This window comes from Halorubrum lipolyticum DSM 21995, from assembly GCF_000337375.1.
GTDB lineage: Archaea > Halobacteriota > Halobacteria > Halobacteriales > Haloferacaceae > Halorubrum > Halorubrum lipolyticum.
The window spans coordinates 1-26774 of record NZ_AOJG01000023.1 but is presented as its reverse complement, the minus strand read 5'-3'; the positions used below and the strand labels follow the sequence as shown (position 1 = coordinate 26774).

Genomic DNA, 26774 nt, shown 5'->3' with positions numbered 1-26774 from the left:
GACACGCTCTCGGTCGAGCGCGGGTACTCCCGGCGCACCTCCGACGACGTGTACTACGTCTCCGCGCCGGACGACCTCGACGGCGTCGTCGACCGGGTGGAGCGGTTCCTCACCGAACACGAGGGGAAGCGGCGCGTCTCCGTCGATTCGCTCACGGAGATGGCGTACTACGCCGACGACGACGCGGTGTACGAGGCGGCCGCGGACATCCTCGCGCTCCTCGACGAGCACGACGCGGTCGGCATCTTCCACCTCTCCGAGGAGGTCCACGAGGTCGCGACGCTCGACCGGTTCCGGGAACTGTTCGAAGGCGTCATCGAACTCGACGGCGACGGGAACGTGACCGTCGAGGTGAAGTAACCCGTCAGCCCCGGCTACTCCGCGGCGTCGACCATCGAGGCCACCGTCTTCTCCGCCCACGTCACCGCGTAGGGAGCGCCGCGGTCGCGGTAGGCCGCCGTGTCGAGCGCCGCGAACGGCGCGGGCAGGTCGAGCCCGTGACGGACCGCCGAGCACGCGTACTCGGTCGCGCCCGCGAACTCCGTCTCGCCGCGAGCGACCTCCCCCGCGAGCTCGCCGAGCCGCCCGTCGAGGCGGTCACCGGCGTCGATCCACGCGTCGAACAGCCGGGGGTGAGTCCCCTCCCACGACGCGAAGGCGTCGCGGGTGTACAGCCCGACCCACGCGTCGAACAGCGCGGTCGCGATCTGAAAGACGTCGCTGGGCCCCATCCCGGTCGTGGACGCGCCCGTGTCGGGGTCGGGGCGACGGATCGCGGCGTCGAGGTCGCGGTAGCGCTCACCGAAAAAGGGGAGGAAGCTCTCGGGGAGGCGGTCCGGGAGAGTCTCCTCGGGCAACGATCCCGGCGCCGGCTCGACGCCGATCTGGACCAGTCGGTCCGCGATCAGGAACGCGAGGAAGTCGTCGGGGGTCCCCTCGGCCCGCCGCTTGACGAGCACGGACTGCGGGTCGGTCTGCGTCGTTCGCGCGACGGTCCCGTTCCCCGGAAGCCCCACCGTGAAGGTCGGGCCCGCGTACTTTCGGAGCAGGTCGGGGACCTCGTCCGGGAGCCACTCGACCGGAAACGACGCCGGCGAGAGCCCGTCGACGAACAGCCCGAGGTCCTCCGCGGCGGCCGGGGGGAGCGTCTCGAAGTCCGCGTCGACGTCGAGCACCGGTGAGCCCGGCGCGTGGGCCTCGCGAACCGCGTCGAGGTCGTCGTCGAGCGGACGGATCGAGAACATCAGGCGAAGACGTACGAGAGAATGATGAGGACCGACAGGGCGGCCGAAACGCCGATCGTGCCGACGACGATCTTGGTGGATTTGCTCATGAAACATCCTGCGTCCGCCGGTCGTTTAAAGCTATATTCTTCGGCGAAGCGGCGCGCCGTCGTCCGTCACGAGTTCGCGTATCGACGCCCCGAGGCCGACACCGTGTTTATATCAACGCCCCGAGGCCGACACCGCATTTATCCCTGAACGCCGGATACGCGTAGTATGCGAATTCGTGACGCGCTCGAGTCGGACGCCGAAGCGCTGGCGACGGCGATCGATCGACCCCGGGGGGTGGTGAAGGACATGATCCACGATCGGTCGGTCCGGGTCGCGGTAACGGGGGACGGAGGAAACAGTGACGATGACGACAGTGGCGGTGAGAACAGTGAGGGTGAGGACAGCTCGACCGTCGCGGGGTTCGTCGCGTTCGACGCGCGCGGCGATATTGTACACGTGACCGACTTCGACGGCGACGACAAAGCGATCCCCCGGCTGTTCGAGGAGCCGCGCCGGTTCGCGCGACGGGAAGGAATGAGCGTCGAGGTCGTCGTTCCGGACGACGAGCGAACGGGAGAGCTCCTCGAGGACGCCGGGTTCGAGTCGGTCGGACCCGGGCCGCGGTTCGAGGGGCGCCGGACGACCCGATACGTGGTCGATTCGGCCGATTTGGACTGAGACGGTTGCGAGTGTCGACGGGGAGAAGCCAAAAAGTCGACGGAGAGAAGCTAAAAAGTCGACTGAGAGACCGTCAGTCGAACCGTCCCTGCACGATTTCGAGTGCGTCCTCGCGGTCGTTCCAGTCGACGAACACGGCGACCGAGGTCGCGCTCGTGATCAGGTCGATGATGTTGATCCCGTCCTCGGCGAGGGGGGCGATGATCTCCTGGATGACGCCGGACTGGTTCGGGAGCTCGCCGCCGGTCACTCGAATGACCGCGATCGGGTCGGCGACGGTCACCGAGGAGAGCGCCTCGTCGTCGACGACCGCCTCGTGGAGCAGCGCCTCGGCCGTCTCGGCCACGTCGACGTCGACGTAGAAGGTGACCGAATCCATCCCGGAGGCGACCGCGTCGATGTTGATCTCCTCCTCGCGGAGCGCGTTCGCGAGCTGCGACAGGATCCCCGCGCGGTTCCGGATCGCGCGCCCGGCGATGGTGAGACACGCGAGCGGCTCTTCGCGCATGTCGATCAGGCTCTCGAACTCGCCCTCGATCCGGGTGCCGCCCCTGAGTAAGTCCCCGTGTTGGTAGTGAACGACTCTGACGGCGAGGTCCTCGTCCTTGTACGAGAGCGCGGACGGCGCGACGACCTCCGCGCCGCGGAACGAGAGGTTTCGCAGTTCGTCGACGGTGATCCGGCCGACGTTGCGCGCCCCCTCGACCACCCGCGGGTCGCCGGTCATCACGCCCTCCACGTCGGTGACGATCACGACCTCGTCGGCGTCCATGTAGTTGCCGAGCATGACGGCAGTGGTGTCGGACCCGCCGCGTCCGAGCGTCGTGACGTTCCCGTCGTGGTCCTCCGCGAGGAACCCGGTGATGATGGGGACGACCCCGTCCATCTCGGCGGCGATCTTTCGCGCGCGCTTCTTCGTCTCCTCGACGTCGACCTCGCCGAGCTCGTTCGTGATGACGGGCCAGTCCGGGTGACCGGGCTCGAGGAAGACGGCGTCGACGTCGCGGACCGAGAGCGCCGCCTTCAGCATTCGGACGCTGGTCCGCTCGCCCATCGAGACGATCTCGGCGCGGTCCGCGTCGTCCGTCTCGAAGGTGATGTCGTCGAGGAGGTCGTCGGTGGTCGACCCCATCGCGCTCGCGACGACCGCGATCTCGTGACCCGCCGCGACCGCGTTCGCGACCGAGTCCGCCGCGCGCTCGATCCGGTCGCCGCTTCCGAGGCTCGTACCGCCGAACTTGGCGACTACGCGCATACGGCCACCTCGGTATCGACCGGTCGCTGGCTATCGGCCGGTCGAGTCGGGCGAGTCGTCGGATGCCACTGACCCGGGAGAGAAAGCGATCGAGACGCTGCACTGAGAGTGTGATCGGCAGACATGGGCGCCCGTAACGGAGGAAGCCGCATAACTGTGTCTTCTTCGACAAGGGTCGCCAGACGACTCGGATCGGTCGCGAAGTGCGGCTATCCTCGGCGAATTTCGATCGACTGATCGCCGAGCGGAATGAAGAGAGGAAGAGAGTCCGCTACTCGTCGGAAAGGAGAGGGACCGCTACTCGTCGGAAAGGAGAGGGACCGCTACTCGTCGGAAAGGAGAGGGACCGCTACTCGTCGGAGATGCCCCACGCGTCGGGCATCTCGATGACGTATCGACCGTCTTCCTGGAGCGAGATGATGTACTCCTGCCGGTCGTACAGCTCCATCAGGTTCAGTTCGTACTTCCCGGGGCTCACGATTCGGATGCTCTCGAACTGCTCGTTGAGCTCGTCTCGGAGGTCGTCGATGTCGGGGCGCGGACCCTCCGGGTCGGGCGATGTGTCGGGATCGGAGCCGGACGAGGACGAATCGGTTTCGACGTCCCGGCTCGCTCGATCGAGCTCGTCAGGCGAGACCACGTCCGAGCGCGCGCTCGCCTGCGCCACGTCCTCTTCGGTCCGCTCGCGGACGTGTTCCGAGTCCGACTGCTGGGTGTCCGACTGCTGGGTGTCCGACTGCTGGGTGTCCGACTGCTGGGTGTCCGCCGTCTCCGAGTCCGAAGCCTGGGAGTCCACCGTCGAAGAATCGGGAGACTGAGTCTCGGTGGATTGCGTGGAAGAGGCGGAATTGTCAGTTGCGAAGGCGGCGCCCTCGTCGCTGGCGGTCGGTTTTCGGTCGGCGGCGGTCGGCTTCTCTCCGGCGGGCGACGGTTGCTCGTCGGTCGTCTCACCGGCCGGTTTGAACTGGAACTTGTTCCCGCCGCAGTCCGGACACCCGGAGAGCATCTCCTTGGAGCCGTCGGGGAACGTCCGACCGCAGGTGGTACACTGGTGTGGCATTTATTTACGGGAGACGAGCGTGCTGATGAGGTTCTCGTCTTTGTGCAGGGTCTCGATCTGATTGGCCGGGCCGATGACGGTGAGCTTCTGGGTCGACTTGCGGCCCATCAGCTTGTCGAGGAAGCTCTGATCGCCCGCCTCCGCCTTCGGGTACGTCTCGATCTCGATGCCGGTGAAGTCGTCCGGGCTGATCTCGGTCATCGTCACCTCGATGAGCTTCGACTCCTCGTCCGGGGAGAGTCCCTCTTCGAGGATGACGATATTGCCGTCGCGGACCCCGTCGAGAATGAGCCGGATCTTCTCCATCCCGGTGAGTCCGTCCATCCGAGCCCCGCTTATCATGTCGATCCGGACCCCGTCGTCGGAGTCGTCGGACGGGGAGTCGTCGCCGTCGACGTTTGGGGTTGGGCCCGGCATTAGCCGAAGTACTCCGCGATCTTCGTGTACACTTCGTCCATGTTCTCGCCCTCCAGCGCGGACAGCGGGATCGTCTCGTGTTGCGGGAAGGCGTTCGCGATCTGCTGGACGTCCGATCCGGGGAGGTCCGTCTTGTTCGCGAGGATGAGCGCGGGGAGGTCCTGCGACTCGATGATCCCGATGAGCATCGTGTTCACCTGCGTGAACGGGTCCGTCGTCGAGTCGAGCACGTAGATGACGCCGTCGACGTCCTCGCGAAGCCAGTGCATCGCCTCCGCGACGCCCTCGGTCGCCTCGCGTGACCGACGGACCGCGTCGTCTTTGTCCATGTCGTGGTCGAGGAACTCCTTGTAGTCGACCTTCGTCGTCACGCCCGGCGTGTCGACGATGTCGATGGTGACCTTCCGCCCGTTGCGCTCGATCTCCACGTTCTCCTTCCGGCGCGCCCGGCGGGTTTCGTGTGGAATGTGGCTCTCCGGCCCGACGGCGTCACCCGTCCAGTCGCGTGCGATCCGATTCGCGAGGGTCGTCTTTCCGGCGTTCGGCGGCCCGTAGATCCCGATCCGCTTGGGTTCGTCGGCCGCGAACAGCCCGTCGGTGACCCGTGATATGCTGTCTTTAAGATTCGTGAGCAGTCCCATCCTAACCTCCAATCCTGTGTTCTCTCCCAGACACTCTGTGCGGTGTGGTAACGCCCGAGACCGCGTATCCAGCGTGTGTTCGGGGAATTAAGGTAGAATCCACGCCCCTCTCACTTAAGAACTGCGTCAGACGCGCCCGATCGGGTGATATCCGGGTCGTGAAGTCGTTGATACGGTCGATATCGCTTACTCATTTATCAGTAGTTATCAATAATTGCTTATGTATACGTAATGATTACTTAACGGTCGGATTCGGATGCCATAGATCGACCGAAATAGGTGTGAATATACTCTCGCAACCTCCTCGCGATTCCAACCTCCTCACGATTCCAACCTTCTCACCATTTCCTCTCACCATTTCGGTCGTAGTTCTCTCCTTAGTCGTCGGTGGGATCGTCTCCTTCCTTTCGCTCCTCCCCCCCCCACCCCTTTGTTTCGACTGGAGACGGTGGTGGGTGTGGGGGCGGGGAGGGGTGGTGCTTCTACGCACCTATATTGTGCTCTAATTATAGTTATATTATCTAAAACTAGCAATAAAATAAAATTAGGTGGTTTGTCGAGGGTACTGTTTTATTCACTCTATAATAAAACCACCGGTATATAACACCCTCATTTCGCCCCCCACCCCCACCAAATCCCCGTTCCACTCGAAACAAAGGGGTGGGGGGGTCAAGAGCGAACAGGTCAATCGAGAAAGAGGAACAACCGACTGGAGTGGATCCTTCAGACGATTGACTACCACAATCCCGAACGACTGACCGCCCCGAAATGACGGGACGGGATCTGAGGACGGCTCCGGACCAACAACTAGCAACAACTAGCAACAACTAACAACAACCGACAACAAACGACGAGCCGATCGCGTTACGCTCGTTTTGGACTCAACCCGAGATCCAACCCCCCGTTTCAACTCCAACGCGTTCTGAGTTCTCGCGGTCTGACTCCTCGGGTTCTGAGTTCGCTGCCGATCTTGTTGCCGATCTTGTTGCCGATCTTGTTGCCGATCTTGTCGTTGATCTCGATCGACACGTCCGTTTCGGGTCCGGAGAGTAACACTTTTGTTCCCCCTCTTCATCTGGTTCGACTGCATCAACTGGACGTATCCGACCATATCCTTGGTCGAGTATCGACGTTTCAGGCCGGAATACGACATCTGTCGTTGTTTCGCGCGCAATTTCCACCTGAAACGGGGGGGTTTCCAATGGACGAAGGAGAGCACACACCGCAGACCGGTGAATCGGAAGACGATAGCGGGATCGCTGGAGATCAGTCCGGCGCTGACAACGCTGACAACGCTGACAATACCGACGACGCTGACGAAACTGACGCTGATCTCGACGATCCGCCATCAACTGACTCACCGTTACCGTCCGATCGTCCGGGGTCTCAGGGAGACTCGGTAGAGTCGGACTCGGACATGGAGTCGGACTCGGGCACGAACCCGCAGCCGAACCCCGCGACCGACGCTTCGACGGACATCGACGTCGGAAGCGGGGGACGAGACCGGTCCTCCACGGACGTCGACTTCGACGGTGTCGTCCTCGACGACGACGGCAACAAAAATCAGGGCCTGTTCGACGATCTGCTCTCCGGAGAACCGATATTCGAGAACAAAGAGGTCCTCCGCCCCTCCTACACTCCGCACGAGCTTCCCCACCGCAACGACCAGATCAACCGGATGGCGACGATCCTCGTCTCCGCGCTGCGCGGGGAAACGCCCTCGAACATCCTCATCTACGGCAAGACGGGTACGGGGAAGACGGCCTCCGCGAAGTTCGTCTCGCAGGAGCTCGAGTCCACGTCACAGAAGTACGACGTGCCCTGCGAGGTCGAGTACATCAACTGTGAGGTAACGGACACGCAGTACCGCGTCCTCGCGCAGCTCGCGAACACCTTCATCGACCAGAATCAGGCCGTTATCGCGGATCGACTCGATCGGTGTCGCGAGCTTCGCTCCACCGCCGCCGACGACTCGACCGCCCTCGCCGACACCGAGTTCGCGACCCTCGACGAGCTGGACGCGCGGATCGACGAGCTCGAAGCCGACGCCGACGAGATGGAGGAGGTCCCGATGACCGGCTGGCCCACCGACCGAGTCTACTCCACCTTCTTCGAGGCGGTCGACTACCACGAGCGCGTGGTCGTGATCATGCTCGACGAGATCGACAAGCTCGTGGAGAAGAGCGGGGACGACACCCTCTATAACCTCTCGCGGATGAACTCCGAGCTCGACCGCTCGCGCATCTCGATCATGGGGATCTCGAACGACCTGAAATTCACCGACTTCCTCGATCCCCGCGTCAAGTCCAGCCTCGGCGAGGAGGAGATCGTCTTCCCGCCGTACGACGCGAACCAGCTCCGCGACATCCTCCAGCATCGCGCCGACATCGCGTTCAAGCAGGACGCCCTCACCGACGACGTGATCCCCCTCTGTGCGGCGTTCGCCGCCCAGGAACACGGCGACGCCCGCCGCGCCCTCGATCTGCTTCGGACTGCGGGCGAACTCGCCGAGCGCTCGCAGGCCGAGATCGTCGCGGAAAAACACGTCCGGCAGGCGCAGGACAAGATCGAACTCGACCGCGTCGTCGAGGTCGTCCGCACCCTTCCGACCCAGAGCAAGATCGTGCTGTTCGCGGTCATCCTCCTGGAGAAGAACGGCGTGCACAACATCAACACCGGCGAGGTGTTCAACATCTACAAGCGGCTCTGCGAGGAGATCGACGCCGACGTGCTCACCCAGCGCCGGGTCACCGACCTGATCAGCGAGCTCGACATGCTCGGGATCGTCAACGCCGTCGTCGTCTCGAAGGGACGCTACGGCCGCACGAAGGAAATGGGTCTCTCGGTCCCGGTCGAGGAGACCGAGGCGGTTCTACTCTCTGACTCTCGGCTCGGCGACATCGAGAACGCGCAGCCGTTCGTGCAGGCCCGGTTCGATAACTGATGGGCTCGATTGCGGACGTTCGATCCCTCTGACTCACCGCTTCTTTTTCCCTGGCTTCACCGCTTCCTTTTCAACTCGCTGCGCCTGCGAGCGCGTCTCCACCTGAAACGGTGGCCTTCGCGTCAGAAACACCTTCACTGCTGACCTCGTTGACGCCGACTGATCCCGCCCGAACCGCGACGGTCGTCGCCAACACGTCGCCCGGCTCCGCCTGTCCGGTCGCGATCAGTCGCACGTACCCGAGGTACGGCACGCGAACGCGCGCGACACCGGTCACCCAGTCGGCCTTCACCGGTGCGGCGAGGCCGCTCGCCTGATCGTACTCGCCGTTGTTGTCGCCGAGCGTGATGTACCCGTCGTGGGGTGCGGGACAGTTGGTGAGGGCGTCGCAGTCGGCCGCGCTGTGGTACCGGCCGTCGGCGCGGTCGTACCAGTTCTCGCCCTCTTCCACGTGAAACATCGCCCGGTGAATGATCGGCGAGGCCGTCCGCCCGGGCGGCCGGTAGATCACCACCGAGCCGTATGACCCGAACGTACGGTAGTCGGCGGTCTCGCCGGTCTCGTGGGTCACGACGCCGATGTCGTTGTCGGCGGCGTCGGGCGCGAGCCGTCCCGGCTCCGTGACGAACACGAGGTCGCCGACCTTCATGTTCGGCTCCATGCTCCCGGACTCGACCGCGACCATCGGCGGCCACACGCCGCTGACGCCGAACAAGATCAGCCCGATCACGAGCACGATGGCGACGCTGGAGAGCATCTCCCGGATCCACATCAGCGGCCCCTCCCTGTCGTGGCGGAACCGGTGCAGGAACCCCTCGGCGGAGGCGTCCGGAAGTCGGTCCGTTTCGGTTCGGCTCCGGGTCGTCTCGGCGCCGCCCGAAGCATCCGATTCGGCACCCATCCGGACATCCGACTCCCTGTCTGACGCGGCGCCGTCCCCAGAGACCCCCTCGTCGACGCCGTTGCCGTCGTCCCCGTCGGACGCCTTGTCATCGAGGGAGTCGCCGTCGAAACCCTCGTCGTTAGAACGCTTCTCGACGGAATCGTCGCCCCCTAGGTCGTTGCCCTCGGGGTCATCGCCCTCGGGGTCATCGCCCACTCTGGGATCGTCGTCGACGGGATCGCCGTCCCCGGTACCGCTGTCCGCCGACTCGGTCTCCCGGTCGAGTTTGTCGTCGCCGCCCGACCGATCCCCTTCGTCCATTACGTTCGCGTTGACGGGTTTCGGTCATAAGCTTCCGGGTCCCGATCGCCGTCGGTCTCGGCGGACCGACGGTCTCCGGAACCGTTTTGAGCCGTCCTCCCGTTTCGAACCTCGTGCCGCTGGAGTCGAACGCCCGGATCGCCAAGGAGCTCGCCAGACACGGGTACAACGCCGAACGCGAGGCGATCACCCTCTTGGCGAGCGCGCCCGACTCCGCCGCCGCCGTCGAATCGGTCGTCGACCGCGCCCCCGACGACGCTCTCCGCATCACTTCCGATCACGTCCGCGCCGTGACGAACGACCGGTCCGTTTCTGACACCGATCCGACTAGCTCCGGTACCGATCCGACCAGTTCCGGCGCCGGTCCGAACGCCTCCGACCCCGGCTCGACCTCTGCCGCCGCCGATCTGACCCACGAATCCCCTCCAGCCCGATCTGGCTCCGGATCGCCCTCTGAGCCCGCGTCGACCCGATCTCCAGTCGAAACGGAGGGGTCTCGTTCGGGGCTCGTCGACACCACCGACAGCAACACCGACGACACCACCGACAGCAACACCGACACCGCCGACAGCAACACCGACAACACCACCGACAACACCACCGACAGCAACACCGACAGCGCCCCCCACCACGACCCCGATCTTCGGGAGTTGGAGGTCGGCAACGACATGACCGGTCGAAGTACCGGTACCGGGGAGTACGGCGACTTCGTCCGGACGTTCCGGGACCGCTACGAGCGCCTCTCGAAGGTGCTCCGCGGCCGCGTCAACCACCGACCCGCCGAGGCCATCGCGGAGATGCCAGGCGGGAGCGACGCCGCGATGATCGGGCTCGTCAACGACGTCCGGTCCACCAAGTCAGGCCACTGGCTCGTCGAGCTGGAGGACACGACCGGGACGTTCCCCGCGCTGATCATGAAAGACAAGGGGCTCGCCGACGTCGTCGACGAGATCCTGATGGACGAGTGTCTCGCCGTCGAGGGCACGCTCGCCGACGACTCCGGCATCCTCTTCGCCGACTCGCTCCACTTCCCCGATGTGCCCCGGACCCACCGGACCGGCGGCGCCGACCGCCACGTGCAGGCCGCGCTGATCTCCGACGTCCACGTCGGCAGCGACGAGTTCATGGCGGACGCGTGGAGCAGCTTCACCGACTGGCTCCACACGCCAGAGGCGGAGCCGGTCGAGTACATCCTGCTCGCCGGCGACATGGTCGAGGGCGTCGGCGTCTACCCCGACCAGGACGAGGAGCTGGAGATCGTCGACATCTACGACCAGTACGAGGCGTTCGCGGAGTACCTCAAGGAGGTACCGGCGGATACCGAGATCGTGATGATCCCGGGCAACCACGACGCGGTCCGGCTCGCGGAGCCGCAGCCCGGGTTCAACGACGAGATCCGCTCCATCATGGACGTCCACGACGCGCAGATCGTCTCGAACCCCGCGACCGTCACCGTCGAGGGCGTCGACGTGCTGATGTACCACGGCGTCTCGCTCGACGAGGTGATCGCGGAGCTCCCCGAGGAGAAGGCGAGCTACGACGAGCCGCATAAGGCGATGTATCAGCTGTTGAAGAAGCGCCACGTCGCCCCGCAGTTCGGCGGTCACACCCGCGTCGCGCCGGAGGAGCGCGACTACCTCGTCATCGAGGACGTGCCCGACGTGTTCCACACCGGCCACGTCCACAAGCTCGGCTGGGGGAAGTACCACAACGTCCTCGCCGTCAACTCGGGGTGCTGGCAGGCGCAGACCGACTTCCAGAAGTCCGTCAACATCGACCCCGACGCCGGCTACGCGCCCATTCTCGACCTGGACACGCTCGACATGACCGTCCGGAAGTTCTCGTGATCTCGTGACCGAGGGCAGTTCGCGCTACCGATCGATCTCGACCCGACCGCTGGTCGCGCTGTTGAGCCGCTCCACGAGTCCCTCCACCTCGGCCGCGGGGACCCGAAGCGCGAACCGCACGCGCTCGTCGTAGTCGGCCTCGAACTCGACGCCGGACGATTCGATCACGCCCCTGACGGTCCCCGAGTCGTCGTACGCGGTCTCCACGACCAGCCGCCGGTGCGGTCGCTCCTCGATCACGCCGGCCTCGTCGACCCCGTCTTTCACCGCCCGCGAGTAGGCGCGCGCGAGGCCGCCGACACCGAGGTTCGTCCCGCCGTAGTACCTGGTCACCACCGCGACGACGTTCCGGATCTCGCGCTGCTGGAGCACGTTGAGCGCCGGCTTCCCCGCCGAGCCGGTCGGCTCCCCGTCGTCCGAGGAGTACTCTCGGAGCATGACATCGCTACCGGGCGTCCGGGCCGAGGCCTCGCCCGCGGGTACTCGGTACGCCGGGACGTTGTGGGTCGCGTCGTCGTACTCGGTCCGAACGCGGTCGACGAACGCCTCGGCCGCCGCCACCGTGTCGGCCGGCGCGACGTGTCCGAGGAACTCCGATCCCCGCACCTCGAACGTCGCCGTCGCGGACTCCCCGACCGTCAGGTACGTCTCGCTCATACGCGCGCGTTTCCGTCGTCGCTCGCGGTCTGTCCCTCGTCGCTCGCGGCGTCCTCCCGTCGCTCGAGCACGACGCTCGTCGGCGGCGCGAGCCGGTACAGCGCGAGGAACGCGGCGACGCCGACGACCTCTGCGCCCTTGGCCACGATCGCGAGCGGGTCGCCCGCGAGCGCCGCGGCGGTCCCGCCGCCGTGCCATCCCGCGTAGCCGACGAGGAACGCGGCGAGCGTGCCGGCGCCCAGCGCGTACAAGCGCCGGTACTCGTCCGCGCGAAGCGTCGCGACCGCGATCGCGACGGCGAACGCCCCGCCGAGCAGGAACACGTAGGGGCGCGCGTCGGCCGGCTCGGCGAGCCGAGGCCACGCCCACAGGAAGTGGACGGCCGCGCTCAGTGCCGCGGTCTGTGCGGCCACCGCCCGCAGGAGGCGTTTCCGCGGCGCGTCGCGTCCGGCGTACTCCCGGTCCGAACCGCTCTCACGGCTCGTCGGGTCGCTCTCACGGCTCGTCGGGTCGCTCTCACGGCTCATCGAGTCACTCCCACGGGCGGTCGCCCGGTACGTCGGGCCACAGGGGGTACCAGTAGGACTCGTCGTCCTCGAGCCCAAGTTCCCCGTCGAGGACCGACTGGAGCTTGAACTCGACCTGCTGGTTCCGATCGCTCGTCCCCTTCGGGGAGAAGGGATAGTACGCGCCGCGGCGGAACGAGTAGATCCAGTAGGCGTCGACGCCGTCGCGTTCGAACCCGAAGACGGCCGCGAGCAGGCGGGAGCCGAACCCCTCTTCGATGAACTGGTCGGCCGCGAAGTGGACGCTCGTCACCAGGTCCTCGGGGTCGTCGTCCTCCAGCACGAACCACTGGTAGCCGTGGTCGTCCTCGTGCCGGTGGAACCCGGTTCCGGTGTCGATCTCGCCGGCCTCCAGGATGGCCTCGACCGTCTCGACCGCGTCGTCGAACCGAGTGCTGTCGACGCCGGAGAAGCACAGCGCGGCCTCTCCGCAGTGATCGTAGCCGAGGTCGGCCTCCATCGTCATGTACGCGGTCGACATCCCGAAGAGGTCCTCGGGGTCGGCCTCGCGGGTCGCGTCCGTCTCGGCGCTCGTCCCGAGCACGGCGCGGATCGTGTCGAAGATGCCCATCTATGGAGACGGCTAGGCGACGCGGGGTTTAGGGGTTTGCGTCGGGGGACGGCGATCCCCGAGTTCACTCCCCGTCGTTCTCCGCGACGTAGTCGAGGTACGCGAGAACCCCGCGAACGTTCAGGCTCGCGTTGGCGCGGGCGCGCTCGGGGTTCCAGAAGTCGACATCCCGCTTCGCCGCCGCCTCGAAGTGCTCTACCACCGCGTCGTCGTCGCCGAGCTCCTCGCGCTTCTCGCGGATCGCCTCCACCCACTCGACGTACGCGCGCTTTATTTCTCCGGCCAGCTCCGGCTCGTACGCCCGGGGGCCGAAGTGCCCGAAACAGACGCGGTCGGGGTCGAGCCCCTCGATCGTCCGAACGTCGGCAAGACACTGATCGAGGTCGAACTGCGGCGGCGGCGTCGTCGGCTCGATCCCGTCGACCGCGGGGACGTAGATCCCGGCCGCGTCGGCCGCGAAGACCACGTCGGCGTCGGGGTCGTGGTAGATCGCGTGGTGCGGGGCGTGGCCCGGAGCCTCGTGGACGACCAGCTCGCGGTCGCCCAGATCGATCCGGTCGTCCTCGGCGAGTCCCGCGATGCGGTCCTCGGGGACGGGTGCGGGCTCGTCGTAGTGTTCCCACTGGTCCTGCACCGCGGACTTCGTGCCCGCGACGAGCGCGCCCGGGTCGACGAGGTGTCGGACTCCCTTCTCGGGGACGCGGACTTCGGCGTTCGGGTAACGCTCGGCGAGGTGGCCCGCCCCGCCCGCGTGGTCGAGGTGGGCGTGCGTGGGGAGGATCCACGCTAGCTCCTCGCGGCCGATCCCGATCTCGTCGAGCGTCTCGAACAGGGCCTCGCGGTTCGCCCCCGTCCCCGTGTCGATCACGATCGGTCGCTCGGCGTCGTACACGTAGACGGCCCCGTACTCGTCGGTATCGAACATCCCGGTGTCGTGGACGTACAGGTCCGGCACCCCGCGGACCGCCTCGAACTCGCCTGCGTGCATGTCGATACCGACTACCGCGCGACGCCTTTTAACGATCGGTCGCGGCGAATCGACTTCGGGAGCCCGGCCGAAACCGACGGCCGCTCACCGGGGCCGGCCGCTCACCGCGATCGGCCGCGACGCCGTGGCGGACCCTTATGGTCGCTCCGCCCGATGAGTGAGTATGCGCGCGCTCGTCACCGGGGCCACGGGGTTCGTCGGGAGCCGCCTCGTCCCGGCGCTCCTCGACAGGGGTCACGAAGTGATCGCTCTCGTCCGCGACGCCGACGGGTACGCACCGCCCGCAGGCGTTCGCGTCGTCGAGGGCGACCTCCTCGAACCCGACACTCTCCCGCCCGCGTTCGAAGTCGACGGAGACCCCGTCGACGCCGCCTTCTACCTCGTCCACTCGATGGACGGCGGTCCGGGCTACGAGGAGCGGGACCGAAACTGCGCTCAGAACTTCATCGAGGCGGCGTCGGCCGCGGGCGTCGACCGGGTCGTCTACCTCGGCGGGCTCGGCGAGGACCGGGAGGACCTCTCCGAACACCTCAAGTCCCGCCGCGAGGTCGAGCGGATCCTCGGGACGGGCGACCCGGCGCTCACGACGCTGCGGGCGGCGATCATCGTCGGCGCCGGCAGCGCGAGCTTCGAGGTGATCCACGGGCTCGCGAGTCGGCTCCCGGTGATGACCACGCCGAAGTGGGTCGACACCCTCTGTCAGCCGATCGCGATCGACGACGTGGTCGGCTATCTCGTCGGCGCGTTCGAGGAGCCGGCGACCGCGGACGACACCTTTGAGATCGGCGGCCCGAACGTGCTCACGTACGCCGAGATCCTCCGTCAGACGCGCCGGCAACTCGGTCACAGGCTGTGGATAATCCGGGTTCCCGTGTTGAGCCCGGAGCTGTCGGCGAAGTGGCTCCGACTAGTCACCGACGTGAACCCCTACCTCGCCCGGTCGCTCGTGGAGGGGCTCCGCAACACCGTGATCGTCGAGGACGACCGGATCCGCGACCACGTCCCGATCGACCAGACGCCGTTCGAGGTCGCGGTCGCCCGAGCGATCGACGAGGCGAATCGGGCGGAAGCGGACCGGTCGGCGGAGACCGGGCCGGGGGCGCCCCGGTCGTGAGCCGCAACTACGGCGAGACGTGGGTGTACGAGAGCCTCGTCGGCGGTATTCCCGGACTCGACATCTCCCGGAGGCTCGCGGTCGCTATCCAGTTCGTCCTGTTCGAGGTCGGCGTGGTGGCGCTCGGCTGGTACTACGGGCTGTGGGACGCGGTCCTCGCCGGGACCGTCGCCGTCGCGGTTGCGGCCGTCGGCAGCGTCGAGATGCACCGGCTCGGCGCGATCAACCGCCGGCTTCCGACGCCGGCGGCGCACAAGCGGCTGCTGTTCGGGTCGAGCATCGAGATCGTCCTCGGCGTGCTCGCGTTCATCGCCCTGGTCACGTATATGATCGCGTGGGACGGGGCCCTGATCGACCGGCTGTTCGGTCCGGACCCGCCGATTCCGGTGGTCTATCTCACGCTGTTGATCCTCTGGGACCTCACCTACCGGATCGGAACCTCGTGGTGGAGCGCGGTCGTCGCGCTGTGGCGCGCGGTCCACGTCGATCTCCCCCCCGCGGCCACCTCGCGAATCAGGCGGCTCGACGCGGAGAACATCGGCTTCTCGGCGATCCAGCTTGCGCTCGTCCCCTTTCTGCTCGAGGAACCGATTCTCCTCGGAGCGGTCGTCGGGCACGTTCTCGCGGTCGCGATCGTCTGCTCCGCGGCGATCGCGCTCTCTTGAGGACGGCGTCGTCGCGACTCAGCGACGAAGTCGGAACGAGGTAAGAACGGTCGAATCGGAGACGCAGCGCGCCGGCCGCCGGCTCACTCGCCCTGCAGCTCTTGGAACTTGTCGAGGAGTGCCTCCGTGGAGTCGCCGGAGTCGTACGTGAGCGACCCGGAGTACTCCGGCCGCTCGGCGTCGAAATCGGCGTCGACTTCGCTGGTCTTCTTCTCGCGACGCTCGTGTTCGGCCTCGTCATAGGCACCCATTGACATGGTACATGCTCACTTGGAAACTGTCAGTAATATATGTGTCGGTGAACTATCCGATCTTCGAAACATCTCGAGCCGGACCGACGACTGGCAGTCGCGCCGAGCGGCTTCGACCCACCGGAACCGATTAACCCCGCCGTGCGGTAGCATCGGCGTGGCACAACCGCTCCGATTCAGGCGCGCACCCGGCGGATGGAGCGCCGGTCGCGTTCGCTCGCAGCTCGAACGCCCCCTCGACGACAACCTCGGGGCGACCGCGAGCGACCCCTGGTTCGCTTCCCCGCCCGGCTACGAGGCCCGACGGTTCGACATGGGCGACGGCTCGTTCGCGCTGTTCTGCTGGACGGACAGCGACGACGACCCCCCGGACGGGGTCAACGGGGGTCCGGTCGGGTACTGGGTCGGCAACACGGAGACGCCGAGCGAACTCTGGCGGACGGACAAGTACGGCTTCGACGAGGTCCCCTACCCGGTCGCCCGGTGGGTCCAGCGGGAACTGCTCGCGGGGCTCCACGACGACGAGCCGTGGCTCGCGGCGTACCCGCACGTCTCGTGGTTCTTCCTCCCGGTGTTCTGCTCGAAGGACGGCGCCGAGACGACGCGGGCGTTCTTCCGCGACCACGCGGCCGGGTTCCCCGACGCGACCCGCGAGGAGGGGGCCGGGTTCGTCGAGGAGACCCTCCGTCCGGGGACGCTCGACGACTACCGCGAGACGATGGCGGGGAAGCTCGGAACCTCGGCGTCGCTCGATCTGGTCCGGATGAGCGCCGCGATCGCGGAGTTCACGGCGGCCCGAATCCTGACCGAAGCCGGCTACGATGTGACCCCCGAGATCGAGGTGACGACGGGCCACTCGCTCGATTACCGCGCGACGGACCCGGACACCGGCGTCGCCTCGCTGGTCGAGGTGACGCGTCCGCAACCCGTCTCCGGGCGCTCCGCGAACGACCCCGTCGCAGCGGTCCGCGACACTGCGGAGACGAAGACGAGCGGGCAGCTGGAGGCGCACGGCGGCGGCGTCACCCTCTTCGTGGACTGCACGTCTTTCCCCGCGGACGACTGGGCGGCCGTCCGCGAGGCGCAGCCGGAGGTCCGACACCGGCCGGCCGTCGTCCTCCGCGCGCGCCCGGACGGGTACGTCGAGGGATACCGAAAGGGATCGGTGCCGATCGATCTGTCGGCCGCGATCGACTGGGTCTAAACGCCCGGAAACGGGCTGCACGGGTGGCTCTCCGCGCCGTCGCCGCGTATGGACGCGACAGGAACGGACGCGTCGCTTCCCGGATGAATCGGTCGAAAAACGAAGGGTCGGTTCGTCGCCGCCTCAGAACGAGACCGGTGTCGGGCCGTCGTCGTCGGTCGTCGGGTCGCGGTCCGAGTAGAACCGCCGACCGACTCCGCGGTGGCAGACGCCCGCGCGGAGCGTGGTGAACACGTCGTCCGCGTCGTCGAACGTCTGGTCGCCGAACCGCTCCAGCACGTCTCCGAGACGCTCGGAGCCGTCGGCGAGCTCTACGGTCGCGTTCCCGTGGGCCGCGATCAGTTCTTCCGAGGTCGTCGGATATTGGTGCCGTTCGAGTCGGTCGTCGACGCCGTTCAAGCGCATCAACTACTCCGAGCCGCCGATGGTTCTTAATGATTGTCCATGCACAACCTTAGTCCGGAGAATCAAATTATATTTCCTTATATTGGTGTCTGTTCACACGGAGAAAGATCGTCGCCGCTTAGTACGGCGGTCGCCGAACTCGCCGCATGAACGCGGACCGGATCGTCGCCGACCTCCACGCGCACACGACGGTCTCCGACGGCACCATGACCGCCGACGAGCTCGTCGGCGTCGCCCGCGACACCGGCCTCGATTGGGTCGCGATCACCGACCACGACCGGATACACCCCGATATCGGCGCGCCGGTCGTCGAGCGTGGCGGCGTCCGGGTCGTCCGCGGGATCGAGCTCCGGGTCGACGCCGGCTTCGAGCGGCTCGATCTCCTCGGCTACGCGGTCGAACGCACCGACGCGCTCGACGCCGAGATAGAGCGGCTGCAGACGGACCGCGAGCAACGGGGGGCCGCGATCCTCGACGCGGTCGAGGACCGGCTCGGCGTCGACCTCGGCGTCGAGCCTCGTCCCGGACTCGGGCGCCCGCACATCGCCCGCGCGATCGACGAGTCGCCGGCACCGTACGACTACGCGAGCGCCTTCGACGAGCTGATCGGGAACGACGGCCCCTGCTACGTCGCGCGCGAGGTGACTGATTTGGAGCGCGGCGTCGAACTGCTCCGCGACGCCTGCGCGCTCGTCGGGCTCGCGCACCCCTTCCGATACGACGACGTCGACGCCGCCCTCGACGTGGCCCGCCGGCTGGACGCGGTGGAGCGGTTCTACCCCTACGGACGCGCGGTCGACGACGCCCGTATCGAGCGGGTCGCCGCCGAGAGCGACCTCCTGTTGACGGGCGGCACCGACGCGCACGAGCGTACCCTCGCCGAAGCGGGGCTGACGGCGGCGGCGTTCGCGCCGGTCCGCGAGCGGCTGCCGGAGCCCGATGCCGGCTCTCACCTCGACCCGGCCTGAGAGCATCCGCCGGGGTTCCCGACCTTCCCGATCGACGAACAGGGTTAAGCCAGACGCCGACAGAGTGTGGCGTATGCGGTGTCACTACTGCGAACGGGAGGCCACCTACGAGGCCGAGCAGAGCGGCGTGGTCGTCGGGCTCTGCGAGGAGCACTTCAAGGCGCGCGTCGAGGAGCTCGCGGAGTCCGACGAGCTCGCCTCGCTCCGCGACAAGATCGACATCGAGTCGTCGGAGTAGCCGTCGATCGGTTGAATAGCCGTCGACCGGAACGAGCCGTCGATCTCGGCTTCGCCCCTTCTCCCGTCGATCTCTTGCGGTATCCTTCATCCGCCGGTTCGCCGCGGACGGATCATAAAAGACCGCCCGGAGCCAACGCTCCGATATGCACCCAACGGACCGGCCGCGACGGCTCCGAACCGACGGCGTCCGCCCGCTCGTCAGCGAGACCTCGCTGTCGGCGTCGGACCTCGTCGCGCCCGTCTTCGTCGACGCGACGACCGACGAGCGCGTGCCGATCGAGACGATGCCCGGCCACGAGCGTGTCCCCGTGAGCGAGGCGGTCGCCCGCGTCGAGGAGGTCCGAGAGACCGGCGTCGAGGCGGTCATCGTCTTCGGCATCCCCGAGTCCAAGGACCCCGAGGGCACCCGCGCGTACGCCGAGGACGGCGTCGTCCAGCGCGCGCTCCGGAAGATCACCGCCGAGACCGACGCCTACGCGATCGGCGACGTCTGCCTCTGCGAGTACACCGATCACGGCCACTGCGGCGTGATCGAGGAGTCGGCGGAGACGGACCCGACGCTCACGGTGAAAAACGACGAGACGCTGGAGCTTCTCGCCGAGACCGCCGTCTCGCAGGCGGACGCGGGCGCGGACATGGTCGCGCCCTCGGCGATGACGGACGGGCAGGTCCGGGCGATTCGCGAGGCGCTCGACGCGGCCGGCCACGAGGAGGTGGCGATCATGAGCTACGCCGTCAAGTACGAGTCGGCCTTCTACGGACCCTTCCGCGACGCCGCCGACGGCGCGCCCGCGTTCGGCGACCGCCGACACTACCAAATGGACCCCGCGAACCGCCGCGAGGCGCTCCGGGAGGCTCGGATCGACGCCGAGGAGGGCGCGGACGTGCTGATGGTGAAGCCCGGGCTCCCGTATCTCGACGTCGTCGCCGACGTCCGGCGGGAGTTCGACCACCCGGTCGCCGCGTACAACGTCTCCGGCGAGTACGCGATGCTGCACGCGGCCGCGGAGAAGGGGTGGCTCGACCTGGAAAAAACGGCTCACGAGTCGCTCCTGTCGCTCAAGCGCGCGGGCGCTGACCTGATCGTCACGTACTTCGCCGAGGACCTGGCCGAGCGCTTATAAATCGGAGTGGATGGCCGCTGCTGCTTTTGCTACTTATTCACCTTGGCGCGCCCCGGTGAGCGGTCCACCGGGCCGCTCACCGACGGTGCGAGGGAGTCGCGAGCAGAGAGGGACCTCCGGTCCCTCATGCAGCCGGCGCGCAGCGCCGGCGACGAAGCGAGCGACGAGGCTGGGGAGGNGAGGGAGTCGCGAGCAGAGAGGGACCTCCGGTCCCTCATGCAGCCGGCGCGCAGCGCCGGCGACGAAGCGAGCGACGAGGCTGGGGAGGTGTGAGGTGCGGTTGTGGTGCGGGGCGGGACTCAAAGGGACAGCCGCGAGGGCGACGCTCGACGACGCAAGCACCGCAGGAACGAGCGCAGCGAGTGACGAGGAGCGCAGCGAGTGACGCGAGTCGTCGCGGCTGGGGCTTTGGCGGTGTTTGTCGCAGCCGATCTACCAGCCGCCATTTATAAACGAACGACCGAAAATCCGGAGTCGTCTACACCACCTGTTCGCCGTCGTCGTCGTACACCTCGATGGCGTCGACCGGGCAGACCCGCGCCGCGAACTTCGCGTCGAACTCCTCGCCGTCGGGCACCTCGACCACGAACACGTCTTCGTCTTCCTCCTCACTCCCCTGAAGGTCGGCCTTCCCGTCGTTCAGGTTCTTCTCGAAGGCGTCCCACTCGGCGACGCACTGGTACATCCCGACGCAGGTGTCGCGGTCGAACTTCACGCGCATGCCCTTCGTTCGACGAGGCGGTACAAAGCGCTGGCGCCGCCATACGCGGGATCGGTTACATCGGGTGACGAATCGGTCGGGGATCGAAACAGACGCGAATACGGGGTCGCCTTGCAGACGGCCATCGTCAACGGCTCAGCCACTCGCTTATACGTCGCTGACAGCGGACCGACAGGGAACTCCTCCAAAGCCCCAGCCGCGTGGACGGCGCACGCTCGCTGTGCGCTTCGGTCGCTCGCGTTGCTCGCTCCCTGCAGTGCTTGCGTCGCCTGCGCCGTCCACGCGGCTGCCCCTTTGAGTCCCGCCCCGCACCGCAACCGCACAGCACCTCACGCCTCCCCAGCCTCGTCGGCCGCCCTCCGCTTCGCTCCGGGCGACCGACTCCCTCGCGCGGTGCTACTCGCGGGCCGATGGCCCGCTCGCAGGCACGCGCCAACCGCGAATTGTCAAGATCGAGCTTCGCGGTTAGCCGTCCGTTCCACGGTCCGACCGTCCTTTTAAGCGTCGCAGGCACTCATCGCCGCGTATGACCACGGTCTGGCTCGTCGATCGGCAGTTCGACTCGAAGGGGCTCGTGCGGCTCACCTACGCCACGGAGGACGGCGAGCGGATGCACACGAAGGAACTGGCCGAGCAGCGGCTCGTCACGGGCGACGGGATCACCGCCGGCCGCGAGGTCGAGGAGACCGCGCTCGGAGAGAGCCCGGCCGACGAGGTCGAGCGGTTCGCGTCGGAAGCCTCGAAGATGGCCGCCGAACACGACCTCGACGACACGGTCTGACCGCGGGCGCATCTGGCTGTGCTTGACCGCTGCCGACGCCTGACCGCCCGCCTGACTGCGCTGCCGCGCGATCGCTCCCCACACAACCGAGGCCGTTAAGGGGGAACCGGCGGAAGATGCGCGTGAAATGCCCAGTGGTGAGTACGACCCCGACGCCGTCGAGCCGCGGTGGCAGCGGCGGTGGGTCGACGAGGAGACGTACGCCTACCCCGACGACGACCCGGTCGATCCGAACACGGCCTTCTCCATCGACACGCCCCCGCCGACGGTATCGGGGAGCCTCCACATGGGCCACCTGTACGGCTTTACCCTCCAGGACTTCGTCGCGCGCTTCGAGCGCATGAACGGCGGGGAGACGTTCTTCCCGTTCGGCTACGACGACAACGGGATCGCCTCCGAGCGGCTCACCGAGGACGAGCTCGACATCCGCCATCAGGACTTCGAGCGCCGCGAGTTCCAGGCGAAGTGCCGCGAGGTCTGCTCGCGGTACGAGGAGCAGTTCACCGAGAACGTCCAGTCGCTCGGCGTCTCCGTCGACTGGGACCACACCTACCAGACGATCGAGCCGCGCGTCCAGCGCGTCTCCCAGCTCTCCTTCGTCGACCTGTACGACCAGGGCCGCGAGTACCGCGAGAAGGCGCCCGCGATCTGGTGTCCCGAGTGCGAGACCGCCATCTCGCAGGTCGAGACGGAGGACGACGAGCAGGCCAGCCACTTCAACGACATCGCGTTTCCGGTCGCTTCCAGCGACGACGCCGAGGAGTTCGTCATCTCAACGACCCGTCCGGAACTCCTCCCGGCCTGCGTCGCCGTCTTCGTCCACCCCGACGACGACGAGAACCAGGGCCTCGTCGGCGAATCCGCCGAGGTCCCGCTGTTCGGCCACGAGGTGCCGATCATCGCGGACGAGCGCGTCGACATGGAGACCGGCTCCGGCATCGTGATGTGCTGTACGTTCGGCGACCAGAACGACATCGAGTGGTACCAGGTCCACGACTTGGACCTCCGGGTCGCCATCGACGAGTCCGGCCACATGACCGAGGTCGCCGAGGAGTACGAGGGGCTGCACTCCTCGGCGGCCGGCGAGGCCATCGTCGAGGACCTCGAGGAAGCGGGCGCACTCCTCGACCGCCGCGACATCAGCCACACCGTCAACGTCCACGAGCGCTGCGGGACGAGCGTCGAGTTCCTCGTCACCGAGCAGTGGTACATCGAGATGCTCGACAAGACCGACGAGTACCTCGAGATCGGTCGGGAGATGGAGTGGTCCCCGGAGAAGATGTTCAGCCGGTACGAACACTGGGTCGAGGGGCTGCAGTGGGACTGGCTCATCTCCCGCCAGCGCTCCTCCGGCATCCCGTTCCCCGTGTGGTACTGTGGCGACTGCGGCGAGGTCGTCGTCGCCGAGAAGGGCGACCTCCCCGTTGACCCCCTCTCCGACGACCCGCCCGTCGACGCCTGTCCCGCGTGCGGCCACGACGAGTTCGAACCCGAAAACGACGTGCTCGACACGTGGGCCACCTCTAGTCTGACGCCGCTCATTAACGCCGGCTGGGACTGGGACGACGAGGCCGGGGAGTTCACGATGGACCATCCGGAGCTGTACCGGTTCGACCTCCGCCCGCAGGGCCACGACATCATCAGCTTCTGGCTGTTCCACACCCTCGTCAAGTGCTACGAACACACCGGCGAGGTCCCCTTCGAGGAGACGATGATCAACGGGCACGTCCTCGACGAGAACCGCGAGAAGATGTCGAAGTCCGTCGGCAACGTGGTCGAGCCCGAGGTCGTGCTCGAGGAGTTCCCGGTCGACGCCACGCGCTACTGGGCCGCCGGCACCGCCGTCGGCGACGACTTCCCGTTCAAGGAGAAGGACCTCCGCGCCGGCGAGAAGCTGATCCGCAAGCTGTGGAACGCCTCCAAGCTCGTCGAGTCGCTGGCGCCGGAGCCGTACCCGGACGAGCCCGCCGACGGAGAGCTTCGAGAGCTCGACCGTTGGCTGCTCGCCGAACTCGACGGTGAGATCGAGCGGCTCACCGAACTCTTCGAGGACCGCGCGTTCTCGAAGGCACGAGACGAGCTCCGGAGCTTCTTCTGGAACACGTTCTGCGACGACTACCTCGAGATCGCCAAGCAGCGGGAGGACGACGCCGCGGCGTACACGCTCCGGACCGCCCACCGGCGGTTCCTGAAGCTGTTCGCGCCGCTGCTCGCGCACGTCACCGAAGAGCTGTGGCACGACATGTACGCGGACGCCGCGAGCGCTCTCGAGACCGACGTCACCGTCGCCGACGGCGCCTGCGACTCGATCCACCTCGCCGACTGGCCCGCGCCGATCGGGATCGACGCCGATCGAGACGCCGGCGCGGCCGCCACCGCCGTCGTCGGGACGCTACGGAAGTACAAGAGCGAGAACCAGCTCCCCCTCAACGCCGAACTAGACGCGGTCGAGGTGTACGCCGATGTCCGCGGGTTCGAGGACGACATCACCGGCGTGATGCACGTCGCTGACCTCACCGTTCACCCCGACGAGGACGCCCCGGTCGAGACGGTGGTCACCGGGATCGACCTCGACTACGCGACGGTCGGTCCGAAGTACGGCGACCAAGTCGGCGATATCGAGGCGGCGCTCGCACAAGCGGAGTACGAGATCGACGGCGACGAACTCCACGTCGCAGGCGTCACCCTCACCGAAGAGGAGTTCGCTATCGAGGAGGAGCGACAGTATCAGGGTGACGGCGAGCTGCTGGAGGCGGACGACGTGGTTGTCATTGTTCGAAACGAAGGCTAAAAGCCGCTCTCGGCGAGACCTGGTTACAAGTCGGCGCCGACGGCGTCTACGACCGAGTCGAAGCCGTCCCGATCGAGCAAATCGAGGATTCCCTCGTTGATCTCGCGCGCGAGGCCAGGCCCCTCGTAGACGAGTCCCGTGTACAGCTGTACGATCGATGCGCCCGCCCGTATCTTCTCGTAGGCGCCCTTCGCGTTCGAGATCCCCCCCACGCCGATCACCGGAACGTCGGTGCGCTCGGCGACGAACCGAACCCGCTCCGTGGCGATCGGCTCTATCGGCTTCCCCGAGAGCCCGCCGCTCTCGGCCTGCTGAGGGCTTTTCAGAGAGTTCGGTCGTGCTGTCGTCGTGTTGGTCGCGATGACGCCGTCGAGGCCGAGGTCGTCGACGACCCCGAGTGCGTCCTCGACGGCCGGCTCCGGGAGGTCAGGAGAGAGCTTCACGAGGAGGGGAGCGGCACCCGCGTCTGCGAGGGTGCCGAGTATCCCTTCTAACGCCTCCCGGTTCTGCAGCTCACGGAGTCCGGGCGTGTTCGGGCTGGACACGTTGACGACGAAGTAGTCGCCAGCGTCCGCGACGCGCTCGTACGTATACAGGTAGTCATCGGGTGCCTCATCGAGGGGCGTCGACTTCGACTTCCCGATGTTGATCCCGACCGGGACCTCCGGCAGCGGCTTTCCGTCGAGCCGTTCACCGACGATGTCGGCGCCCTCGTTGTTGAACCCCATTCGATTTATCAACGCCTCGTCCTCACGCAGTCGAAACAGTCGCGGTCGCGGGTTTCCCGGCTGTCGCTCGGCCGTGACCCCGCCGACCTCGACGTGCCCGAATCCCAACGACGCCAGGCCCCGCGGAACCTCGGCGTTCTTATCGAAGCCCGCCGCGACGCCGACGGGATTCGGAAACTCGTTCCCGAACGTCTCGACGCGCAGACGGGGATCGTTCACAACGAACCGATCGCGGAGAAAGCCGTTTACCGGAGTCGTCTGTACTGCCCGCAACAACCGGTGTGTCAGCCCGTGTGCCGTCTCCGGCGGAACTCCGAACAGCGCCGGCTTCAATAGATCGTACGCGCCCATCGTATCGGTCTCGTCACGGACGGTCATCAATCCGCCGAACCCGCCGTAAGTACGAGTAACAAAAACGAGTTGTCTCAGAAGTCGTGTTCGAGGTCCTCGGGACTGGCGTCGGCCTTCTGGATGATTATCTTCCCGTCTCGGACCCGGACGAACACCTCGTCGCCGATCTCCATCCCGGCGACGGCGAGCTCGTCCTCGTGGAGGTTCACGTGGACGTTGTGGTACTCCCCCTCGTCGTCCTTGGCGCCACTGGGGCTGAGCTTCTTTTTACGGACCATCGCGGTTGTACTGGTCGGACTTCGCCATACCAGACACATAAGTGTTGTTTACCGGAATAGACCGGATGGCATCTTTTCGGCTGGCGTTGTTCATTCAATCTAGCGATCGATCGACTCGCCGTCTCTAAGGATGAATTCGTCTCTCGGGTGCTGACCGATTCTCGAACCGTCTCAGGGATCGTTTGAAACCGCTAGCCCGTATGGAGTTCATATATAAATGTTTTGCAGGACAGCTTTCATTTCCCCGATATATTTATTACAGACTGTGTGTTGGGTTCGCACGGAGGATAAACCATGGTACGTGAAGACGGTAAGCGAAACTTTGCCCTTCGAGAGGAAGACGGATCGGAACCGAGCGAGTTCTCCGGAAACATGCCTCGTCAGGCTGCGCTCAAAGCTGCCCGCACCCTTGACCCCGCGCCTTCGGAAGAGGAAGCGGAGCGAATCACACTCCGACTCCGGGAGAAGGGAACGCAGAAGGTCCACGAGTACGAGGGATGGGCCTGGAAGGACAGCGCCCCCGAAGTCGATGAGGCCGACGACGACTTCTGGCTTAACGACCTTGACGACATCACGAAGGCGAACGTCTCGAAACAGGGAATCGAGTACATCGACGACGAGTAGCCTTCGAGATCAGACGCGTTTTTTGACCGTGACGGTCCGCATAGCTATCCGCTCATTCACACTTCCTCGTCATGAAACCGCATGACGTAGCGCCGGTAGTTCGACGGGGTTAAATACAACCCGGCCATCGTGACTAATGCGAAGAACGCACCTGCGAACTCGGGCCGTTCAACTCGGCCCGGTTTCGCTGGATCTGAAGCGCTTCGATGGGTTTATGACCCCTCGAAGGGTACAGTAAGATCCGCGAAGATGAGGATTTCGCCCCCTGCGCTCCGGCGTAAGAGGAAATCTGATGTGAGCCGTGGTAGTTCGGTGCCATCCAGGTCGCTGGGTGAACCGGACACCACATAGACCATGCAATGGTGTTTTGACTTATCGCAAGTCAAAACCCGCCAACACCCCTCTGAGCCGGGAATCAGGCTCAGAG

Annotated in this window: 29 protein-coding genes; 13 read left to right on the top strand and 16 right to left on the bottom strand. The window is 66.3% G+C overall.

The annotated features are described in order from the left end of the window. Nucleotides 1-360: DUF7090 family protein (locus tag C469_RS08610; protein ID WP_008005718.1), on the top strand; the 360-nt coding region annotated here is incomplete at its 5' end. Nucleotides 361-374: 14 nt separating this feature from the next. On the opposite strand, the gene C469_RS08605 is transcribed toward C469_RS08610, so the two are convergent. Together C469_RS08605 and C469_RS17825 are read right to left on the bottom strand one after the other, a co-directional pair. Beyond that, a complete protein-coding gene (locus C469_RS08605) occupies nt 375-1244 on the bottom strand; it encodes a DUF7089 family protein (protein WP_008005717.1) in 870 nt (289 codons plus the stop codon). Beyond that, nucleotides 1244-1333, bottom strand: a complete 90-nt coding sequence (locus C469_RS17825) for a hypothetical protein (RefSeq protein WP_449272009.1) — start codon at nt 1331-1333, stop codon at nt 1244-1246. The genes C469_RS08605 and C469_RS17825 overlap by 1 nt, the downstream gene beginning before the upstream one ends. 166 nt (nt 1334-1499) lie before the next feature. On the opposite strand from C469_RS17825, the gene C469_RS08600 reads away from it, so the two are divergent. Then, a complete protein-coding gene (locus C469_RS08600) occupies nt 1500-1952 on the top strand; it encodes a hypothetical protein (RefSeq protein WP_008005716.1) in 453 nt (150 codons plus the stop codon). 73 nt (nt 1953-2025) lie between these two features. Here C469_RS08600 and C469_RS08595 read toward each other — a convergent pair whose 3' ends face one another. From C469_RS08595 to C469_RS08580, 4 genes are all read right to left on the bottom strand, one after another. Next, nucleotides 2026-3207: an aspartate kinase gene (locus C469_RS08595; RefSeq protein WP_008005715.1), complete on the bottom strand. Its 1182-nt coding sequence runs from the start codon at nt 3205-3207 to the stop codon at nt 2026-2028. Between the two features lie 349 nt (nt 3208-3556). After that, nucleotides 3557-4267, bottom strand: coding sequence for an OapC/ArvC family zinc-ribbon domain-containing protein (locus tag C469_RS08590; RefSeq protein ID WP_008005714.1), 711 nt, complete (start codon nt 4265-4267; stop codon nt 3557-3559). Further along, a complete protein-coding gene (locus C469_RS08585; protein WP_008005712.1) occupies nt 4268-4684 on the bottom strand; it encodes a DUF2073 domain-containing protein in 417 nt (138 codons plus the stop codon). Then, nucleotides 4684-5325, bottom strand: coding sequence for an Era-like GTP-binding protein (locus C469_RS08580; RefSeq protein ID WP_004047973.1), 642 nt, complete (start codon nt 5323-5325; stop codon nt 4684-4686). The genes C469_RS08585 and C469_RS08580 overlap by 1 nt, the downstream gene beginning before the upstream one ends. Nucleotides 5326-6742: 1417 nt before the next feature. On the opposite strand from C469_RS08580, the gene C469_RS08575 reads away from it, so the two are divergent. Further along, nucleotides 6743-8269, top strand: coding sequence for a Cdc6/Cdc18 family protein (locus C469_RS08575; protein ID WP_008005704.1), 1527 nt, complete (start codon nt 6743-6745; stop codon nt 8267-8269). 70 nt (nt 8270-8339) lie between these two features. Here the strand turns inward: C469_RS08575 and C469_RS08570 are convergent, their stop codons facing one another. Then, on the bottom strand, nt 8340-9473 hold the full coding sequence (locus C469_RS08570) for a S26 family signal peptidase (protein WP_008005703.1): 1134 nt from the start codon (nt 9471-9473) through the stop codon (nt 8340-8342). A 113-nt stretch (nt 9474-9586) separates the two neighbouring features. Between C469_RS08570 and C469_RS08565 the strand changes: the two genes are divergently transcribed. Beyond that, complete coding sequence (locus C469_RS08565) at nt 9587-11320, top strand: DNA-directed DNA polymerase II small subunit (RefSeq protein ID WP_008005702.1); 1734 nt, start codon at nt 9587-9589, stop codon at nt 11318-11320. 24 nt (nt 11321-11344) lie between these two features. On the opposite strand, the gene C469_RS08560 is transcribed toward C469_RS08565, so the two are convergent. The 4 genes from C469_RS08560 to C469_RS08545 form a co-directional block, all read right to left on the bottom strand. Then, on the bottom strand, nt 11345-11977 hold the full coding sequence (locus C469_RS08560) for an IMPACT family protein (RefSeq protein WP_008005701.1): 633 nt from the start codon (nt 11975-11977) through the stop codon (nt 11345-11347). Further along, a complete protein-coding gene (locus tag C469_RS08555; protein ID WP_008005699.1) occupies nt 11974-12504 on the bottom strand; it encodes a hypothetical protein in 531 nt (176 codons plus the stop codon). The genes C469_RS08560 and C469_RS08555 overlap by 4 nt, the downstream gene beginning before the upstream one ends. 4 nt (nt 12505-12508) lie before the next feature. Further along, nucleotides 12509-13114: a PspA-associated protein PspAB gene (gene pspAB / locus C469_RS08550; protein WP_008005697.1), complete on the bottom strand. Its 606-nt coding sequence runs from the start codon at nt 13112-13114 to the stop codon at nt 12509-12511. A 64-nt stretch (nt 13115-13178) separates the two neighbouring features. Continuing rightward, nucleotides 13179-14102 carry an MBL fold metallo-hydrolase gene (locus C469_RS08545; RefSeq protein WP_008005694.1) on the bottom strand — a complete coding sequence of 308 codons (924 nt, stop codon included), beginning with the start codon at nt 14100-14102 and terminating at the stop codon, nt 13179-13181. A 163-nt stretch (nt 14103-14265) separates the two neighbouring features. Here C469_RS08545 and C469_RS08540 point away from each other — a divergent pair, with 163 nt between their 5' ends. After that, nucleotides 14266-15216 (top strand): NAD(P)H-binding protein, encoded by a 951-nt coding sequence (locus C469_RS08540; protein WP_008005692.1) that lies wholly within the window; start codon nt 14266-14268, stop codon nt 15214-15216. Next, nucleotides 15213-15881 (top strand): DUF7530 family protein, encoded by a 669-nt coding sequence (locus tag C469_RS08535; protein WP_008005690.1) that lies wholly within the window; start codon nt 15213-15215, stop codon nt 15879-15881. Before C469_RS08540 ends, C469_RS08535 begins: the two co-directional genes overlap by 4 nt. Nucleotides 15882-15964: 83 nt before the next feature. On the opposite strand, the gene C469_RS17040 is transcribed toward C469_RS08535, so the two are convergent. After that, complete coding sequence (locus C469_RS17040; RefSeq protein ID WP_008005688.1) at nt 15965-16132, bottom strand: DUF5786 family protein; 168 nt, start codon at nt 16130-16132, stop codon at nt 15965-15967. 157 nt (nt 16133-16289) lie between these two features. On the opposite strand from C469_RS17040, the gene C469_RS08530 reads away from it, so the two are divergent. Beyond that, nucleotides 16290-17336 carry a DUF5784 family protein gene (locus C469_RS08530; RefSeq protein ID WP_008005687.1) on the top strand — a complete coding sequence of 349 codons (1047 nt, stop codon included), beginning with the start codon at nt 16290-16292 and terminating at the stop codon, nt 17334-17336. Nucleotides 17337-17459: 123 nt separating this feature from the next. On the opposite strand, the gene C469_RS08525 is transcribed toward C469_RS08530, so the two are convergent. Then, nucleotides 17460-17741 (bottom strand): DUF5789 family protein, encoded by a 282-nt coding sequence (locus C469_RS08525; RefSeq protein WP_008005686.1) that lies wholly within the window; start codon nt 17739-17741, stop codon nt 17460-17462. Between the two features lie 146 nt (nt 17742-17887). Between C469_RS08525 and C469_RS08520 the strand changes: the two genes are divergently transcribed. The 3 genes from C469_RS08520 (at nt 17888) to hemB (ending at nt 20073) form a co-directional block, all read left to right on the top strand. Then, nucleotides 17888-18709: a PHP domain-containing protein gene (locus C469_RS08520; RefSeq protein ID WP_008005684.1), complete on the top strand. Its 822-nt coding sequence runs from the start codon at nt 17888-17890 to the stop codon at nt 18707-18709. A 73-nt stretch (nt 18710-18782) separates the two neighbouring features. After that, nucleotides 18783-18947: a DUF6757 family protein gene (locus tag C469_RS17210; protein ID WP_008005682.1), complete on the top strand. Its 165-nt coding sequence runs from the start codon at nt 18783-18785 to the stop codon at nt 18945-18947. A 145-nt stretch (nt 18948-19092) separates the two neighbouring features. Further along, a complete protein-coding gene (gene hemB / locus C469_RS08515; RefSeq protein ID WP_008005679.1) occupies nt 19093-20073 on the top strand; it encodes a porphobilinogen synthase in 981 nt (326 codons plus the stop codon). 478 nt (nt 20074-20551) lie between these two features. On the opposite strand, the gene C469_RS08505 is transcribed toward hemB, so the two are convergent. Continuing rightward, nucleotides 20552-20794, bottom strand: coding sequence for a ferredoxin (locus C469_RS08505; protein WP_008005673.1), 243 nt, complete (start codon nt 20792-20794; stop codon nt 20552-20554). A gap of 526 nt (nt 20795-21320) precedes the next feature. Between C469_RS08505 and C469_RS08500 the strand changes: the two genes are divergently transcribed. Next, on the top strand, nt 21321-21575 hold the full coding sequence (locus C469_RS08500) for a hypothetical protein (protein WP_008005671.1): 255 nt from the start codon (nt 21321-21323) through the stop codon (nt 21573-21575). 127 nt (nt 21576-21702) lie between these two features. Further along, nucleotides 21703-24366, top strand: a complete 2664-nt coding sequence (locus C469_RS08495) for a valine--tRNA ligase (protein ID WP_008005670.1) — start codon at nt 21703-21705, stop codon at nt 24364-24366. 23 nt (nt 24367-24389) lie between these two features. Here the strand turns inward: C469_RS08495 and C469_RS08490 are convergent, their stop codons facing one another. Together C469_RS08490 and C469_RS08485 are read right to left on the bottom strand one after the other, a co-directional pair. Continuing rightward, entirely contained in the window at nt 24390-25445 is a 1056-nt protein-coding gene (locus tag C469_RS08490; protein ID WP_008005667.1) for a quinone-dependent dihydroorotate dehydrogenase, read from the bottom strand. A 74-nt stretch (nt 25446-25519) separates the two neighbouring features. Then, complete coding sequence (locus tag C469_RS08485; protein WP_008005666.1) at nt 25520-25723, bottom strand: hypothetical protein; 204 nt, start codon at nt 25721-25723, stop codon at nt 25520-25522. A gap of 294 nt (nt 25724-26017) precedes the next feature. On the opposite strand from C469_RS08485, the gene C469_RS08480 reads away from it, so the two are divergent. Continuing rightward, entirely contained in the window at nt 26018-26347 is a 330-nt protein-coding gene (locus tag C469_RS08480; RefSeq protein WP_049911173.1) for a non-histone chromosomal MC1 family protein, read from the top strand. Nucleotides 26348-26774: the final 427 nt, after the last annotated feature.

Excerpts from the sequence above, each read along its gene's own strand:
- hemB (WP_008005679.1), top strand. The coding sequence starts at position 19,093 with ATGCACCCAACGGACCGGCCGCGACGGCTCCGAACCGACGGCGTCCGC.
- C469_RS08595 (WP_008005715.1), bottom strand. The coding sequence starts at position 3,207 with ATGCGCGTAGTCGCCAAGTTCGGCGGTACGAGCCTCGGAAGCGGCGAC.
- C469_RS08525 (WP_008005686.1), bottom strand. The coding sequence starts at position 17,741 with ATGCGCTTGAACGGCGTCGACGACCGACTCGAACGGCACCAATATCCG.
- C469_RS17825 (WP_449272009.1), bottom strand. The coding sequence starts at position 1,333 with ATGAGCAAATCCACCAAGATCGTCGTCGGCACGATCGGCGTTTCGGCC.
- C469_RS08540 (WP_008005692.1), top strand. The coding sequence starts at position 14,266 with ATGCGCGCGCTCGTCACCGGGGCCACGGGGTTCGTCGGGAGCCGCCTC.
- C469_RS08605 (WP_008005717.1), bottom strand. The coding sequence starts at position 1,244 with ATGTTCTCGATCCGTCCGCTCGACGACGACCTCGACGCGGTTCGCGAG.
- C469_RS08555 (WP_008005699.1), bottom strand. The coding sequence starts at position 12,504 with ATGAGCCGTGAGAGCGACCCGACGAGCCGTGAGAGCGACCCGACGAGC.
- C469_RS08505 (WP_008005673.1), bottom strand. The coding sequence starts at position 20,794 with ATGCGCGTGAAGTTCGACCGCGACACCTGCGTCGGGATGTACCAGTGC.
- C469_RS08545 (WP_008005694.1), bottom strand. The coding sequence starts at position 14,102 with ATGCACGCAGGCGAGTTCGAGGCGGTCCGCGGGGTGCCGGACCTGTAC.
- C469_RS08575 (WP_008005704.1), top strand. The coding sequence starts at position 6,743 with ATGGAGTCGGACTCGGGCACGAACCCGCAGCCGAACCCCGCGACCGAC.
- C469_RS08520 (WP_008005684.1), top strand. The coding sequence starts at position 17,888 with ATGAACGCGGACCGGATCGTCGCCGACCTCCACGCGCACACGACGGTC.
- C469_RS08560 (WP_008005701.1), bottom strand. The coding sequence starts at position 11,977 with ATGAGCGAGACGTACCTGACGGTCGGGGAGTCCGCGACGGCGACGTTC.
- C469_RS08570 (WP_008005703.1), bottom strand. The coding sequence starts at position 9,473 with ATGGACGAAGGGGATCGGTCGGGCGGCGACGACAAACTCGACCGGGAG.
- C469_RS08485 (WP_008005666.1), bottom strand. The coding sequence starts at position 25,723 with ATGGTCCGTAAAAAGAAGCTCAGCCCCAGTGGCGCCAAGGACGACGAG.
- C469_RS08490 (WP_008005667.1), bottom strand. The coding sequence starts at position 25,445 with ATGGGCGCGTACGATCTATTGAAGCCGGCGCTGTTCGGAGTTCCGCCG.
- C469_RS08580 (WP_004047973.1), bottom strand. The coding sequence starts at position 5,325 with ATGGGACTGCTCACGAATCTTAAAGACAGCATATCACGGGTCACCGAC.
- C469_RS08500 (WP_008005671.1), top strand. The coding sequence starts at position 21,321 with ATGACCACGGTCTGGCTCGTCGATCGGCAGTTCGACTCGAAGGGGCTC.
- C469_RS08585 (WP_008005712.1), bottom strand. The coding sequence starts at position 4,684 with ATGCCGGGCCCAACCCCAAACGTCGACGGCGACGACTCCCCGTCCGAC.
- C469_RS17210 (WP_008005682.1), top strand. The coding sequence starts at position 18,783 with ATGCGGTGTCACTACTGCGAACGGGAGGCCACCTACGAGGCCGAGCAG.
- C469_RS08600 (WP_008005716.1), top strand. The coding sequence starts at position 1,500 with ATGCGAATTCGTGACGCGCTCGAGTCGGACGCCGAAGCGCTGGCGACG.
- C469_RS08495 (WP_008005670.1), top strand. The coding sequence starts at position 21,703 with ATGCCCAGTGGTGAGTACGACCCCGACGCCGTCGAGCCGCGGTGGCAG.
- C469_RS08590 (WP_008005714.1), bottom strand. The coding sequence starts at position 4,267 with ATGCCACACCAGTGTACCACCTGCGGTCGGACGTTCCCCGACGGCTCC.
- pspAB (WP_008005697.1), bottom strand. The coding sequence starts at position 13,114 with ATGGGCATCTTCGACACGATCCGCGCCGTGCTCGGGACGAGCGCCGAG.
- C469_RS17040 (WP_008005688.1), bottom strand. The coding sequence starts at position 16,132 with ATGGGTGCCTATGACGAGGCCGAACACGAGCGTCGCGAGAAGAAGACC.
- C469_RS08480 (WP_049911173.1), top strand. The coding sequence starts at position 26,018 with ATGGTACGTGAAGACGGTAAGCGAAACTTTGCCCTTCGAGAGGAAGAC.